We start from the raw sequence: 15,657 nt of genomic DNA on the forward strand, positions 1-15,657 counted from the left end.
AAAAATACGTTTTATTTTAGGATTTTCTTCTGCTTTAAAATTCTAAAGCGGTGCTGTGTTTGATTTCTCCCATTACAAAAATACTGTTCGTTTTTCCAATGTTTTCAATCGTTGACAGCTTATTCATTACAAAATCCTGATAACTAGCCATATCTTGCACTAAGATCTTGAGCATAAAATCGTAATCGCCAGCAATATTGTAACATTCTATAATTTGACTTAATACCTTTAAATAGTTTTTGTTTTTTATGTCAACAAATGAGGCCGAATGTTAGTTATGATTTGGTTCGGCTTCATTTTGTTGGTGTTTTTTTAGGAGCAGAAGCATTTAGTTTTCAAAACAACTTCTGTCCCGCTATCCACTATATCTTTTCCTGTCTAAAGAAGCCAGAAAAAGGATACCGTTCCTATCTGGGCTAAAAAACAACTATTACTTTTCAGAAGAACTTTAATAAACAAAAAAAGCGCTCCAATTGGAACGCTTTTTTTGTTTTATTAAAAATTTAAAACTAGAAGTTTTTAGAAATTCCTATGTTTACGGTTTTTCCAAAATTGACGAAAAATTTACTATAATCAACATCATTTCCACTTATATCATAGTTTAATGTTTCGTATCCTAATCCACCAATACTAAAGTTTAAACCGAAACCTTTTTTCATATTAATAAAAAGAGCTGGAGTGATGCCTGTATAAAATCCATCAGCTTTATTTTCTGACACAAGCGATCCATTTTCGTAATTTTTGATTTTTTGATTTTGAAACCCCGCCCCCAAATCGGCAAAAACTGAAAAAGTTTCGTTCAATGGCATTGTATAACGTACAAAGGCTCCTGTTTTAAAAGTATTCGCTTTACCTTCACCCTCTCCAAGATTACTTTTTGAAGATTGTACCGAAAATTCGACTCCAGCTGTCCAGTTATCATGAAATTGATATCCGATTTTTGGAGAAAACTCAAAAAAATTGTTTTTTGCTGATACAATTTCTCTATCCGTTTTTTCAGAAGTATAACCAATATTTCCTCCAACTAAAATTGTTCCCTTTTGGGCATTTGCAAAGCCAAAAACTGACAATGCAAGAATAAGTAGCATTTTTTTCATAATGGTTTATATTTTAAAATTTGTAGGTATTAACCAACAACAATGCCACCAGACAATCAATAATAATCGAAAAACCAAACATTTACAGTTACTTAATGCATTCTAAACACATTGGAAACAATTGCGTTTTTTATTACAAATTCTTAAACAATAAATTTACATTAGAACATAAAAAAAGCGCTCCAAATGGAGCGCTTTCTGAAATTGAATATAAAAACTAAGATTAGAAGTTTTTAGAGATTCCAATGTTAAATGTTTGACCAAAGTTGAAGTAGAATTTACTGTAATCTGCTCCATTATTGTCATAGCTTAAAGTTTCGTATCCTAAACCACCAATGCTGAAGTTAAGACCAAAACCTTTTTTCATGTTAATGAAAAGAGCTGGAGTTACTCCAACATACATACCGTCTCCTTTGTATTTTGAGAAAGCATTTCCTGGACCGTATACTTTGTCTTTTTGAGTTTGGAAACCTGCACCCATATCAGCAAAAACTGCGAAAGTTTGGCTTAATGGCACAGAGTAACGAACGAATGCTCCTAATTTGAAGTTGTTGTTTTTTTCTTCGATACCAACTGTAGTTTCGTTGTTAGATGAACTTACTGCAAATTCTCCTCCTACTGTCCAGTTATCGTTAAATTGGTAACCTACTTTTGGAGAAAAAGTAAATGTACTTGTTTTGTCTTCGCTAAATCTGTATTCTGATTTTTCAGAAGTGTAACCGATGTTTCCACCAACTAAGATTGTACCTTTTTGTGCGTTTGCAAAACTGCAGATAGCTAAAGCAGCCATCACTAGAATTTTTTTCATGATTTGGGTTTTATTTTAATTTTAGCATTCCTTTAACAATAACGATGCCGTGAATACTGGGCTGCTCAATTTTTTTATAATTACTTTAAGAGATAAAATTGTAGCAATCGAAACTATTTCTCGCTACTTTTGTAACAAATAAAAAGTCATGTCGATAGAAGTAAACAGTATATCAAAAAGTTACGGAGAGCAAAAAGCTCTAAATGAAATTTCTTTTAAAATCGAGAAAGGAGAAATCGTAGGATTTCTTGGTCCAAACGGAGCTGGAAAATCTACTTTGATGAAAATTTTGACCACTTATTTACTTGCCGATAGTGGCTCAGCCCTTGTAAATGGTCACGATGTCATGACAAACGCAAAAGAAGTACAACGCTCGATTGGTTACTTACCAGAGCACAATCCGTTATATTTGGATTTGTATGTTCGTGAGTATTTGGCATTTAATGCTGATGTTTACAACGTGCCAAAATCAAGAATTGAAGAAGTAATTCAACTGACAGGACTGACACCAGAAAGTCATAAAAAGATTGGACAGCTTTCTAAAGGATATCGCCAACGCGTTGGATTGGCAAATGCCCTGCTTCATGATCCAGAAGTTTTAATTTTGGATGAACCAACTACCGGACTGGATCCTAACCAGTTAATGGAAATTCGAAATGTGATTAAAAATGCAGGGAAAAATAAAACTGTTTTTTTATCGACACACATCATGCAAGAGGTTGAAGCAATTTGCGATCGTGTCATAATTATTGACAAAGGACAAATCGTTGCAGACAATAAATTGGATCATTTGGTTACTACCAATAAAGAGCAAGTAATTGAAGTAGAGTTTGATTACAAAGTTGAAGAACAGCTTTTGGCTAGACTAGAAAATATTTCTTCTTATATAAATACGCATGACATGACATGGGAGCTAACTTTTATTACAGAGAAAGATATGCGTCCCGCTATTTTTGACTTTGCCAACGAAAATGGATTAAAAACTTTACAACTCAATCAGAAAAATAAAAATCTGGAAGCTGTTTTTAGAGAAATTACTAAGTAGGTTTTCAATCGTAGTTACGGTTTTCAGTTAGAAAAGCGGTTTGTTTTATTTAAAAACAAACCGCTTTTCTTATTCTCTTTTTTCTGTAAATCAGTAAAATAAGGAGTTTCCAAAAAAATAATTACTATTTTTATTTAGACTTGTTATAAATAATATTATATTTGGCAAATCAAATTTTAAATGCCACGGTATGTTACCTATTCTCCTTACTCTTAAAAAACTCATTTCTGTTGTTCCAAATCAAGTAATACATCTTCGAAAAAGATTATCAGACAAATTAGAACAAATTGTACTGCGCTAAACTCTGATTTTAAAATTACAAAAGATTATTATGTTCTAAATCTCGGTTTAGGATAGGCAAAATTCAAACAACATGAAAAAAATTATAACCTCTCTTATGCTTGCTTTTTCGGTATATGATGGATATTCTCAAACAGAAAAAGAAACCGATAGTATTATTGAAACCACTATAAATGCTTTAGATGAAATTGTGATTAGTAAAAAGAAAGTACTTTACACTCAAAAATCGGATCGTCTTGTTTTTAATGTAGAAAACAGCATCGTTTCTGAAGGCGGGACCGCGCTTGACGTCTTATCACGTGCGCCAGGCGTTGTTGTGTCTCAAGATGGCGATTTGTCCATTCGAGGACAACAAGGCGTTGCCGTAATGATTAACGGTAAACTAACACAGCTGTCTCAAAAAGAATTGGCCAATTATCTAAAAGCTACAACTTCATCCAACATCAAACAAATTGAAGTAATTACAAATCCTTCTTCTAAATACGATGCGGCTGGAAAAGCTGGAATTATTAACATCATACTTAAAAAACCAAACTCAGCTGGTTTAAAAGGCACCGCTTTTGCGAGTTATGGAAGAGGACGAAAAAACAGAACCAATTCGGGTTTCAATTTAAATTACAATAAAGATAAATGGGGCGTTTTCGGAAACTACAGCTATACTTTCCGTGGCGAAGAAGAGCATAAACAATTCAATCAGACTCAATATACAAGTCTTACACACCAAGAAATTACTTCTACCAATCACCAAACTTCTATAACAGACGAACCTTTGACTTCTAATAATTTTAAGGTTGGAACTCAATATGAGGTTTCGCCTAAAACCAATTTAGAGTTCTATGTTGATGCCAAAATCGGGCGCTATGAAAATATGGCGGACGGAACAAATAAAGTCTTCAACACTTCAAATCAGCCCATTTTTGATGCTTTGACTTACAATGATAGTAAAGAAAAATGGAACGATTACACGTATGCTTTTTCTGGCACGCATAAATTCAACGACGAAGGAAAAAACATGATTTTTGATTTTGAATATGAAACTTCGAAGTTCAGATCTAATCAATTTCAGAGTGCAGATAATACGGCAAATGCTACTGTTGTAAACGATCGTCGCGGTTATATTCCTTCTCAATTAAAAGTCTTTACAGGAAAAGTCGATTTTGTAAATCCGTTCAAGGAAAAACAATCTATTGAATGGGGTTTTAAAGCCAGTATTAAAAACAATGATAATCCGTCTGTTTACGAATATTATGAAAACAACGAATGGCTTATTGATTTTAACTCGACCAATCATTTTGAGTATAATGAACAGATTTACGCCACTTACGCCAACTACAAATATCAGTTGGAAAAATTAAATATTCAGGCCGGTTTAAGAAGCGAATACACTGCAATCAATATTGATCAGAAAACATTGAATGAAGAACACAAAGATGACTATTTAAAATGGTTCCCGAGTCTTTCTTTAAAATATGAATTCACGAGTAATCATTCTGCACATGCATCGTATAGCAAAAGAATCAATAGACCAAGTCAGTTTGATTTGAATCCGTTTCGTTTTTACGATGATTCATTTAATTATTCGCAGGGAAATCCGAACTTGATTCCAGAGATTACACACGCTATGGAAATTGGTTATGCGTGGAAAAGCAATTTTATGGCTTCTCTATATTTTAATAGTACCAAAGATGTTTTTACGGAAGTGTACAACTACAATCCAGACACGAATACAACCGTTACCACTGAAATAAACGTGGATAAATCATACAATTACGGAGTTAACATTACCAATACTTCTGAGTTAAGCAAGTGGTGGTCTGTAAACACTTTATTCAATGTTTTTGAAAATAAATTTATGGGACAAATTTTAAATAGCAATACAATTGATCCCATTATGACAATCAATCTGAGTGTTCAAAACTCTTTTACGATAACCGAAACCTTGAAAGCAGAAGGAAACGCACAATATCAGTCAAAATCTAATCTTGGAATTTACCAAAGAGATGGTTTCTTTGATTTTAGCATTGGGATTTCTAAACAAATTTTAGCTAAAAAAGGGAATATTAAACTCAATTTCACCGATGTTTTTAATACCAATAATTTCTACATTAAATCTGCTGTTGCGCAAACTACTATTGATAAAAGATATGATCTTGACAATCGTATAGCGACAATTGCATTTACATACCGTATATAAAGTTTCGTTCTTTAAATACCTTGTTTTTTGTTTTTTTTTGTGTTAGTCAAGAGCCTGTTCCTTCAAACAGGCTCTTCTATTTTTGGATTGTATAAGATTGCAGATTATAGATTATAGATTATAGATTATAGATTGTAGATTGTAGATTATAGATTATAGATTGTAGATTATAGATTGTAGATTTTGGATTTTGGATTTTGGAATTTGGATTTTGGATTTTGGAATTTGGAATTTGGAATTTGGAATTTGGAATTTGGGATATAAAAAAGTCTTTTTAAAGCTATTCGCTTCAAAAAGACTTTTACTATTTTGTTGAAAACACTCTTAGTTCTTCTTTGTTTTTTTCTTTCTTCCCCACCAAATATAAAAACCTGTAATTGGCAAGCTAGCGCAGATTAGACTTGCTGTAAAATAGAGGATTTTAGTTGTTATTCCGCCAATTGCACCAACGTGAAGACTATAATTGGAGCGGCTCATCCAATCGTGGAATTTCTCGTCGCCTATATATTTTCTAGATTTTGGAAGCAATTCTAATGTTTTCTGATCAAAATATAAATCTCTCCAATTTCCGTTATGCATATCGGTACAGGCATAAAAATCATCTTTGGGTTCATCTGGAAAATGAATAATTACAGCTTCATTATTATGCTTAGCAATCTCGTTTCTAACTTTATCAAATATAATATCAGCAGAAGTAAGCATATCATATTTAGGTTTTAAGAGCGTATCCGTTTTTATTTCGACTACCACTTCTTTCTTTGCTTTTTCATTGCTAAAACCTCCTGTAATCCAGTAAGTGCTTTCTCGTACCCAATGAAAACTCATTATTAAACCCGTTAACGCGATTAAAAATGCCAAAAGAAGCGAATAAAACCCTAAAACATTGTGAAGATCATAATTCAGCCTTTTAAACTTAGCGCTCCATTTAATTTTAAAACTATTGTTGATTCCTGTTTTATTCCACTTTTTAGGAAACCATAAAATGATGCCACTTATTAATAAAAAGAAGAAAATAAGAGTTGCCCAAGAGGTTACTGCAGTTCCTACTTCTCTGCCCAGCCAAACATAGCGATGCCCTTCATCAATTTCATGGAAAAAATCTTCATGATCGACCATTCCGGTTATTTTTCCGTTATAAGGATTTACATAAATCAAAGAATCAGATTCTATATCTACTTTTATTGTTTTATCTAAACCATTATACCATACTCCATGAATATCCTTTTCTGGCAAGGCTTTTTTTACTGCAGCATAAATTTTAGAAGGAGGCAAAACTTTATCTGGAGTTTGTGCTTCTACATTTAACCACGGAGAAGTCAATTCTTTTATTTCATGTTCAAAAACCAAAATACAGCCAGTAATTCCCATTATAAAAACTACTATTCCAGAAGCAAGTCCAAGCCATAGATGCAACCAGGCATTAATTTTACTGAATCGAGATTTCTCTTTTGATTTTGGTTTTGGTGATTTAATAACACTCATTTTGTTCCTAGTTTAATGACGCAATAAAACCATACAATCAATGCTTTAAAGCAATAATTGTATGGTCTTAATTATGTAAAAATTAAATTGTGTAACTGCTTATTTCTTTTTTGTCAATCTTGTAATTGCTGGCAAATCAACTCCGCCTGTAATTAAAGCTCCTGCTTTTGCCACACCAGTTGCAATATCAATTTGATAAACACGTCCTTCTGTATTAGTTACAAAACTTTTGTAAATTTTACCGCTTTCAATTAAAGCACTTCCGAAACCAAAATAATTGTCTCCAGCGTGATCAGGCAATCCTGTAACTGGCGTAATTGCCTTTGTAGTAAGATCGATGATAGCAGATTTTAAATTGAAAGATTTATAGTTTAAGAATCCCCAGTTTGGTTGTGCAGCGTCAATATCTGCAGGAATATAGTTAACTAATACTTTTTCTCCACCTGCTGGATAAGCAGATAAAACTTTTCCTTTTAGAGAACTTGTTTCAAAGTCGAAGAAGTAAGTTGAATCAAATTCTGACTGTCCTTTTTTAATTCTAAGAATTCCTGAGTGAGACGCAGTTGGCGTGTAACCGCATAAAACTGAATTAGAAGAGAAAGTATAAATATCTCCAGATTCTGTTTGTACCATACCTGTATTAGTATAATATTGACCAATTGCTGTAGTACGAGAATCTTCTAGAGTTTTTAAGTATTTTAAAGATGGATATTCGTAAACTTTTACAACCGCTTTTTCTTGGTAAAGTTTCCAGTCTTTATCACGCTCAAATGTCGAAACAAATAATTTATCTCCTGATACATTTACACTAGTTGGCCATAAAAAGTGTCCGTTAGAAATAGCAAAATCATCATAAACACGCTTTGAAATTGTAACTGTAGCTGGATCGTAAATTAAAATTTCATTTTGAGTAGAACTAGCATCCCATGGAGAATTAATCATAACCAATTTGTTATCATCAGTAGTTCCGTAAGCATAACTATCTCCTGTAAATAAGTTTGCAGTTGTTCCTAATTTACCTTCAGCGTTAAGGTAATATCCAACAGATCCTTCAGCATTTCCTGTTAAAGCAAAAAATGTATTGGCAACCGGAACTAAAGCTCCTGCTTGCTCGATACCTTTACCAACCATGTTGATTGATCCAGTCATCAATTCATCTACAGATTCAAACTGCCAAACATAAACATCCCAATCAGTTGTTTGATATGAAAGCACATACGTTTCATCAGCTGGATTTCTTACCTCTGAATTATCATTATCACTGCTGCATGAAAAAAACAGAGCAGGCAATACTGCTAAAGCCAAAAGATTTTTAATTCTTTTATTCATTGTGTTCAATTTAAAATTATATAATTAGTTTAAAAAATATCTCAGTTTAACTGCAAAAGATCTTCCTGGTTTTTGCACTTTAAAATAGTCATAGACTTTTGTGTCTGCGACGTTATTACATTCTATTCCGATATTGTATTTTCCATTTTGAAAAGCATAAGAAGCGGCAATATTCTGTGTAAGTTGCTCCGGAATTGTTTTTCTACTGTCAGGAGTTCCATTTTTTGTTGATACTAAGTAGTATTCATCAATGTAATTTGTAAATAAATTAATTGATAAATTGTCATCTGAAGTCCTTAGTTTTCTGAAGTTTAAACCAACACTTGCATTAGCATAAAAAATAGGAACATTTGCCAGCTGAGAACCATTGTTATAATTGATAATATTAGATCCAGGAGGGTCAAATTTATTGGTGTCAATAGTTTTCTGATGAGTAGCATTTACTTCAACTGTCAGCCAATTTTTATATCCATAATGCAAAGAAGCATCAAAACCAGTAACTCTTACACTGTATTCATTTTGATAAATAGACTGAAATCCTTGAGTCTGGATACGGATAAAATCTTTTGCATCTCTATAAATGAAATTTCCTTGCACTCCAAAAGAATGATCTTCTAAAGCTTTCTTGTACGCAAGTCCTGCATTAAAGTTATCACTTGCCTCTGGTTTCAAAGTCGGTGCTGGCCTAAGATTTAAACCATCTCCCAACATTTCATCTCCTGTTGGCAAACGATATGCATGCTCGTAAGACGTTTTCAATTGTAGTTCACTTGTAACAAAATAAGCTAATGCAGCTCCATATCCTATGTCATCAAAAGAGCTTTTAAGTGGCGTATAGACATTTTTACCATTAATGTATTCTAAAACATTCATACTGGTATTCAGGAAATATTTCTTTCCAAATGCGATTACAGATAATTTTCTGTCAAATGCAGCAAGATTATAAGAAAGTCCTAAAATATTTTTGTTTACTACTGGAGAACCTGGTTTAGTAATTTCACGAACTTCATCATCTTCTTTTCTTTTTAAAGTATTAACAGAATAATTAAAAGCAAAATACTGTCTGTCATTCAAATCATATTTGAAGTTTGTATTAGCTTGAAAAGAGTTATCATCGTAAACATAAATCGTTTTTTCATCATTTAACTCTCCTCCACTATTGCTTACTACACTTGGCGTACTACTACCATCCCATTGATACCTATAAGATGAAGTATCTACAGAACGGCTTTGAACGACATTGTACGAAGCAATGAAGTTTACAGATAAATTTTTAGTGAATAAACTGTCTTTTTTAAATTTTAGGGAAGGCACAAAAGCTTTACTATCATTAAAAGCCTGTCCAACTACTCTTTGCATAGTAGATCCCGTTTGTATTTCTTTCTTATTTGCTGAAGCCATCATGCCAATCAACAAATAATCTGCATACTTCTTTCCTTTTACTCCAACCTCAGCCATAATAGCCCCTGATTTGTAACCGTCATGAAAGTGTTTGTATTCTCGTTCTGGGTTAAATGTCCCATCTGGATTAGAAGTAGTCGCAGTAATTTTATAGCTGTTATCGGTATAATTACCAAATGCGTTAACATTAGCCACTAAACCATTTTTACCCGTAAATCTAGTATTTACAGCAACTCTGTGTGTATTAAAAGATCCAAAACTGTAAGATGCATCAATATATCTTTTTACAGATTGGTTGGTAATAATGTTTACCGCTCCACCTAAGGCATCGCTACCTAACTCAACAGGCACCACTCCTTTGTAAACTTCGATACGCTCTGCCATGTTTACTGGAATGTTATTCAGGGTAAATGAAGATCCGTAACTGTCGATTGGAATTCCGTCCATAAAAAATTTTACCTGATTCCCTGAAAATCCATTCAATGAAAATTTAAAATCAGAGCCCATTCCTCCTGTTTCTCTAATACGAACTCCAGTAGTTGTTCCTAATACTTGATTTAAATCTGCTGAAGAATTGTATGTTTTCTTTAAATCAATTGCTGCAATATTAAAAGGCTGTTCTTTAACTCGCTCAATTTTAGACTTTCCAGTTACCTGAACTTCATCTAAAGCCGCCATATCTTCTTCGATAGTAATTTTAGGCGCAGTTTGATTGGATTGTAAATTGATTTTAGTCTGTTTGGATTTGTAGCCAACATAATTAACTACTAAAATATAATTACCTGGTTCTGCAGTAATTTCATATTCACCATTTGCATTTGTAAGGGCTGCATAATTGGTTCCTTTTAGAGCTACAGAAACTCCTTCTGCCGGCTGACCATTGTCTGCCATAATCACTCCACTTAAAACTACTTTGCCGTTTTGCGAGAAACCCTGAACCGAAGAAAGCATCAGTAATAACAGGATTACAATTCTTTTAATCTGCATTATTTAAAATTAGTTTAAATTAAATTTGGCGCAAAATTAACATCAACAATTAGGTTTAACAAATTATTTTTAATTATTCTAAATAAAAGTTTTTATTAACGTAAAAAATGATTTTTTTCTAAAAAAAAGATGCTTTCTTAAGATTTAATTAATTTTAGATTAAAATCACATTAAAAAAAATCAAAATAAAATCAGAAATTTAAAATCGCTTTTATAAAAAAACTTACAAAAAATAAAAAAACCTGCTTAGTAAGCAGGTTTCTAAAATGGGTTAATTATGTTTCAGATTAAATAATTTCTAATAGATCTTTCATCTCTTTAATTACTATTCTAATATCTTCTTCATTCGTCCTCCAATTCACAAATGAAGCTCTAATTCCTTTTTTGTTCTGATAAACTGTTGGCGTCATAAATACTTTCCCAGTATCATTCAAAGCAGATAAAAAGGGAGTTACTTTTTCCTGATTGTGTTCTCCTTTTAATGTAAAGCAAACATTATTTAAACGAATTGGCGCTAAGAGCTCAAAATCATTTTCTATTAGAGCATTTGCAAAATGTAAAGCCAATGCTGAACTATCTTCAACAAGGTCTCTAAAACCTTCTTTTCCGTAGGCTTTAAGCGAAAACCATACCGGCAGCGCACGCAAACGGCGTGAATTTTCAGGAAGCACATTCAGATAATTAAAATTTTCTAACGGATTCCCTAAATAAGGCGCATTAGAATTTTGGAATGTTTCAATCTGCAGATTAACATGTTCTTTTTTAACCAAATAAAAAGCACTTTCGTATGGAACATTCAGCCATTTATGACAATCAATCGTAATACTGTCTGCTCCTTCCCAACCTTTTACATAATGTCTGTATTTTTCTGAAACTGCCGCAAAACCGCCAAAAGCACCGTCAATATGCCACCAGAAATTGTATTTTTCTCTTAGTTTGGCAATGGTTTCAAAATCATCAAAATCGGCGGTGTTTACCGTTCCAGCACTTGAAATCAGGATAAAAGGTTTTCCGTTTAAAGCTTTGATTTTTTCTTCTAAATCGGCAATATCCAAAGCTTCACGATTACCTTCAATTGTTTTTATAACTGTATAATTCTGGCTTCCAACTCCTAACATCGATAATGATTTTATGGAAGAAGAATGTGGAGTAGCCGTTAAAATATTGATGGTTTCAGAAATTCCATTTTTAGCAAAATCTTTTCCATACTGTTTTCCAAACCATTGTCTCGCAACTGCTAAACTGGTGAAATTGGACATTGTTGCCCCTGTTACAAATCCGCCTAAAAACGAATCTGGAAGTTCTAATAATTGCAATAATAAATTAATAGTTTCAAACTCTATTAAAGCTGAATTACCGCCCTGTGAAGTCACCGATTGTGTATTTTGATCATAAACCGATGCCAACCAATCTCCAACAATAGAAGCGGGAGTTGATCCCCCTGTCACAAATCCCCAATATCTTGGACCAGACGAGGAAACCATCAATGGAGCCAATCTTTCATTAAATTCCTTTAAAGCTTCAATAGATCCTAAACCTAACTCATTTAGCTCCGTTTTAGGATTTATTGAATAAGTATTGGAGGTTGGAATGTTATCGATATTACTCAAAAAATCAATTCCCTGCTGTTTTGTTTTTTCTAAGATATTCTCAAAATTGTCGAGATCGTGCTGTAATTTTGAATTCATATTATATAGTGATTTACATCACGCATTGTCAGGCTGAGCGAAGTCGAAGCCATTTCACGCGAGATAAGTTATTTTTAGTATTTATTTTAAGAATTGGAAATTTATAGTGAAGCTACCACTTTGTCTTTTCGGAGAACCTCGAAACCATCATCGAACAAATTACGTCACCGTTTGCGTTTAATAAAGTAGCAATTGGATCAACCAGAGTTCCTAAAATCATGGCAACTGGCAAAGCTTGTTCCATTGGAAAACCATAAACTGTTATGGCTAAAATTTCTCCAATATAACCTCCGTTTGGAATTCCGCCTTCGACAATTGAAACTATAACTGTAATTCCAAGTGCTAAAAGAATCGTCATCGGATCTGTAAAATCTTTGCCAAACATGGCAAACAAAAACGTTATTTTTAAGATGGATGACATACTCGAACCGTCTTTGTGCAGAGGCGCGCCAAGCGGAATTACCAGATTTCGTACATGTGCCGGAATTCCCATTTTTTCTGCTGCTGCTAAATTGGCTGGAATAGTCGCAATACTGCTGCAAGTTCCAACTGCTGTTAGAGAAGGCATTATGTTATTGCTCCAAAAAACTTTAAAAGCTCTTTTTCCGCCAGCGACAAGGGCATATAAACTAAAGAAAACAAAGAAATAGAAAATACAGGCAGCGTAATAAACTGCCATTGGTTTTGCATAAACGCCTAGCAATTGTGGGCCGAAAACTCCAACTTGATAAGCAAAATACGCTCCTAAACCAATTGGCGCAAATTTCATGATGATGTTTAAAAGCTGCTTCATTACCTCGTTTCCTGAATCCAGAAAACTCTTGAAAGCATTTCCTTTTTCTCCAGATTGTAATGTGGCGAAACCTACTAAAAAAGAAAAAATAATCAACGCGAGCATACTTTTTCGAGACAATAATTCGAAGAAATCATTGGCTGTAAGCAGTTTGGTAATTTGATCTCCCGCTGATCCTGAAGCTACTTCTTCAAACGGAACTTTCGCAATTGCGATATCTTCATGAATCGGAAAAAGATAAACAGCACAAATCATTACAATGGCAGAAATTAAAATTGTAGCGAGAAAAACCAATACCATTATGACAAACAGTTTTCCTAGCTTTTCTGTTCGTTCCAGATTTGCAACCGAAGAACCGATTGTGAAAAATATAAGCGGAATAATGGCTGTAAAAAGTAAATTCAGGAATATATCGCCGAGTGGTTTTATAATCAAAACATCTTCTCCAAACACCAATCCGAAAATACTTCCGATTATAATACCTCCAAGAAGCCATAAAATACTGCTGTAACTCTGCAAAAAATTGATTTTCTTAACTTCCATAAGTTGTAGAGAATTATAATTCGGAAAAGATTAATAATAAAATGAAAGTACTCAAAAAAGGATTGCAAAAATTGATTGGTTATTTTTTTGACACAGATTACAGCGATTAAAATGATTTTGTAATCTGGGCTAATCTTTATAATCTGTGGCTAAAAATTACTTTTCCAGAACAATAGTCGTAAAAGCTCTGTCGACTAATTCTCCTGTTTTGCTTTTTACTTTTTCGGTTTGTGTTTCTGTATAGACAATTTTAAAATCCGATTTTTTGATTAATTCCTGTGCTTTTTCTGTACTGTACAATTCAAATTCGAATTGTGTAAAAGGCAGTTTTTTCATGAAATCTTCTTCGGCAAATGTCAAACAGAAAGTACCATTTGGTTTTAAAACCCTGTAGATTTCTGATAGTAATTCCTCAGGTTTCTGCCAAAAATAAATGGTGTTTACTGTAAATATTTTAGCAAATAATTCCGCTTCAAAAGGAATCGTATTTCCATCATAAAGGGAAAAGAAAGCCTGTTTTTGAGAAACGAAATTTCGGTTGATTTGTCTTGCTTCCTGAAACATCAGTTCCGACATTTCTAGTCCGTAATATTTTAGCTTTTCGGCTTGTTCAAACAAAAATTCAACGTGACCCGCGTTTCCGTGGCCTAGTTCTAGAATTCTGTTTTCGTTTGCTATATTTAAATTCTGAATCGAATGTTTGGTCATGTTGATGTTTGTTTCGTTCATCATATTTCCCATTTCGATTCCTTTGTCTCCCGATGGATGTTTTAATTGAGAAGCTATGGCTTGTAGTTCTTCTTGTTTCATAATCTTTTAAATTAAATTCCAATTTAAAAATACCAAATTCCAAGCTTTCTTGTCATTTCGGGAATTTTCACCATTAAGACATTAAGAAAATTAAGCTAAACTTTATGAGCTTAATCTCTTAATGGTAAAAAAAACTAAAAAACCTGACTTGCAATCTGGCGGATATTCTCAGATTTACCCATTGAATAATAGTGCAAAAATGGAACTCCAGCGGCTTTCAATTCTAATGACTGTTGAATCGCCCATTCGATTCCGACTTGTTTGATTTCAGCGTTGTTTTTGCATTTATCTACAGCATCGATTAAATCTTCTGGCAAATCGATTCTGAAAATCTGTGGTAAAACCTGTAAATGTCTCTGAACCGCAATAGGTTTTATTCCAGGAATAATCGGAATTGTGATTCCCATTTCTCTTGCTTTTTCTACAAAGGCAAAATATTTTGAGTTGTCAAAAAACATTTGTGTTACCACATAATCTGCTCCTGCATCTACTTTTTCTTTTAATCTTTTTAAATCTGATTGTAAAGATGGTGATTCTAAATGTTTTTCCGGATAACCCGCAACACCAATACAAAAGTCAGCTTTATTATCAATATCCATCACTTCGTGCAGATATTTTCCACAATTTAAATCTTTGATTTGACGAACCAAATCAACTGCGTAATGATTTCCTCCTGCTTTCGGTACAAAAGATTGTTCGTCTTTCATTGCATCGCCTCTAAGTGCCATTACGTTGTTGATTCCTAAATACTGGCAATCAACCAGCATGTATTCGGTTTCCTCTTGTGTAAATCCACCGCAAAGCAAATGCGGCACCGTATCTACATTGTATTTATGTTTTATAGAAGCGCAAATTCCAAGCGTTCCTGGACGCATACGAGTTAATTTCTTATCCAAAAGTCCATTACCTTTATCAATATAAATATATTCTTCACGAGAAGTCGTTACATCAATAAACGGCGGTTTAAACTCCATTAACGGATCAATATTATCGTATAATTCCTGAATGCTTTTCCCCTTTTGAGGTGGAATAATTTCAAATGAGAATAATGTTTTTCCTTTGGCGTTTTCTATATGCTCTGTTACTTTCATTTTTTATTTTTTGTTTCAAGTTTTAGGTTTCAAGTTTCAAGTTGCTGTAGAGAACTTGAAACCTGAAACCTGAAACCAAAATAACTTTT

Annotated in this window: 12 protein-coding genes; 2 read left to right on the plus strand and 10 right to left on the minus strand. The window is 33.3% G+C overall.

Translation table 11 applies throughout. The annotated features are described in order from the left end of the window. Positions 1-34 precede the first annotated feature (34 nt). The 3 genes from NCC77_RS02625 to NCC77_RS02635 all read right to left on the minus strand — a co-directional run bounded on the left by NCC77_RS02625 (position 35) and on the right by NCC77_RS02635 (position 1,905). Entirely contained in the window at positions 35-250 is a 216-nt protein-coding gene (locus tag NCC77_RS02625; RefSeq protein WP_284705083.1) for an Lrp/AsnC ligand binding domain-containing protein, read from the minus strand. Between the two features lie 259 nt (positions 251-509). Continuing rightward, positions 510-1,097 (minus strand): outer membrane beta-barrel protein, encoded by a 588-nt coding sequence (locus NCC77_RS02630; protein WP_250834239.1) that lies wholly within the window; start codon positions 1,095-1,097, stop codon positions 510-512. A gap of 223 nt (positions 1,098-1,320) precedes the next feature. Beyond that, the gene (locus NCC77_RS02635; protein ID WP_250834240.1) at positions 1,321-1,905 is read right to left on the minus strand and encodes an outer membrane beta-barrel protein; all 585 of its coding nucleotides are present in this window, start codon (positions 1,903-1,905) and stop codon (positions 1,321-1,323) included. Positions 1,906-2,053: 148 nt separating this feature from the next. Here NCC77_RS02635 and gldA point away from each other — a divergent pair, with 148 nt between their 5' ends. Continuing rightward, positions 2,054-2,950, plus strand: a complete 897-nt coding sequence (gldA, locus tag NCC77_RS02640; RefSeq protein ID WP_250834241.1) for a gliding motility-associated ABC transporter ATP-binding subunit GldA — start codon at positions 2,054-2,056, stop codon at positions 2,948-2,950. A 373-nt stretch (positions 2,951-3,323) separates the two neighbouring features. Next, complete coding sequence (locus NCC77_RS02645) at positions 3,324-5,444, plus strand: outer membrane beta-barrel family protein (protein WP_250834242.1); 2,121 nt, start codon at positions 3,324-3,326, stop codon at positions 5,442-5,444. A gap of 324 nt (positions 5,445-5,768) precedes the next feature. On the opposite strand, the gene NCC77_RS02650 is transcribed toward NCC77_RS02645, so the two are convergent. The 7 genes from NCC77_RS02650 to metF all read right to left on the minus strand — a co-directional run bounded on the left by NCC77_RS02650 (position 5,769) and on the right by metF (position 15,568). Then, a complete protein-coding gene (locus tag NCC77_RS02650) occupies positions 5,769-6,926 on the minus strand; it encodes a PepSY-associated TM helix domain-containing protein (protein ID WP_250834243.1) in 1,158 nt (385 codons plus the stop codon). Positions 6,927-7,025: 99 nt separating this feature from the next. After that, positions 7,026-8,255, minus strand: a complete 1,230-nt coding sequence (locus tag NCC77_RS02655) for a DUF4374 domain-containing protein (RefSeq protein ID WP_250834244.1) — start codon at positions 8,253-8,255, stop codon at positions 7,026-7,028. Between the two features lie 24 nt (positions 8,256-8,279). Beyond that, positions 8,280-10,643 (minus strand): TonB-dependent receptor, encoded by a 2,364-nt coding sequence (locus NCC77_RS02660; protein ID WP_250834245.1) that lies wholly within the window; start codon positions 10,641-10,643, stop codon positions 8,280-8,282. A 287-nt stretch (positions 10,644-10,930) separates the two neighbouring features. Next, complete coding sequence (locus tag NCC77_RS02665; RefSeq protein WP_250834246.1) at positions 10,931-12,331, minus strand: pyridoxal phosphate-dependent decarboxylase family protein; 1,401 nt, start codon at positions 12,329-12,331, stop codon at positions 10,931-10,933. Between the two features lie 112 nt (positions 12,332-12,443). Continuing rightward, a complete protein-coding gene (locus NCC77_RS02670; protein ID WP_250834247.1) occupies positions 12,444-13,667 on the minus strand; it encodes a dicarboxylate/amino acid:cation symporter in 1,224 nt (407 codons plus the stop codon). A 156-nt stretch (positions 13,668-13,823) separates the two neighbouring features. Beyond that, on the minus strand, positions 13,824-14,477 hold the full coding sequence (locus tag NCC77_RS02675; RefSeq protein WP_250834248.1) for a class I SAM-dependent methyltransferase: 654 nt from the start codon (positions 14,475-14,477) through the stop codon (positions 13,824-13,826). A 134-nt stretch (positions 14,478-14,611) separates the two neighbouring features. Next, positions 14,612-15,568: a methylenetetrahydrofolate reductase [NAD(P)H] gene (gene metF, locus NCC77_RS02680; RefSeq protein WP_095928056.1), complete on the minus strand. Its 957-nt coding sequence runs from the start codon at positions 15,566-15,568 to the stop codon at positions 14,612-14,614. Between the last annotated feature and the right edge of the window lie 89 nt (positions 15,569-15,657).

Source organism: Flavobacterium tyrosinilyticum, from assembly GCF_023656565.1.
Classification (GTDB): domain Bacteria; phylum Bacteroidota; class Bacteroidia; order Flavobacteriales; family Flavobacteriaceae; genus Flavobacterium; species Flavobacterium tyrosinilyticum.

Bases quoted from the DNA above. Each gene is read 5' to 3' on its own strand.
- NCC77_RS02630 (WP_250834239.1), bottom strand. From the start codon at position 1,097: ATGAAAAAAATGCTACTTATTCTTGCATTGTCAGTTTTTGGCTTTGCA.
- NCC77_RS02635 (WP_250834240.1), bottom strand. From the start codon at position 1,905: ATGAAAAAAATTCTAGTGATGGCTGCTTTAGCTATCTGCAGTTTTGCA.
- gldA (WP_250834241.1), top strand. From the start codon at position 2,054: ATGTCGATAGAAGTAAACAGTATATCAAAAAGTTACGGAGAGCAAAAA.
- NCC77_RS02645 (WP_250834242.1), top strand. From the start codon at position 3,324: ATGAAAAAAATTATAACCTCTCTTATGCTTGCTTTTTCGGTATATGAT.
- NCC77_RS02650 (WP_250834243.1), bottom strand. From the start codon at position 6,926: ATGAGTGTTATTAAATCACCAAAACCAAAATCAAAAGAGAAATCTCGA.
- NCC77_RS02655 (WP_250834244.1), bottom strand. From the start codon at position 8,255: ATGAATAAAAGAATTAAAAATCTTTTGGCTTTAGCAGTATTGCCTGCT.
- NCC77_RS02660 (WP_250834245.1), bottom strand. From the start codon at position 10,643: ATGCAGATTAAAAGAATTGTAATCCTGTTATTACTGATGCTTTCTTCG.
- NCC77_RS02665 (WP_250834246.1), bottom strand. From the start codon at position 12,331: ATGAATTCAAAATTACAGCACGATCTCGACAATTTTGAGAATATCTTA.
- NCC77_RS02670 (WP_250834247.1), bottom strand. From the start codon at position 13,667: ATGGAAGTTAAGAAAATCAATTTTTTGCAGAGTTACAGCAGTATTTTA.
- NCC77_RS02675 (WP_250834248.1), bottom strand. From the start codon at position 14,477: ATGAAACAAGAAGAACTACAAGCCATAGCTTCTCAATTAAAACATCCA.
- metF (WP_095928056.1), bottom strand. From the start codon at position 15,568: ATGAAAGTAACAGAGCATATAGAAAACGCCAAAGGAAAAACATTATTC.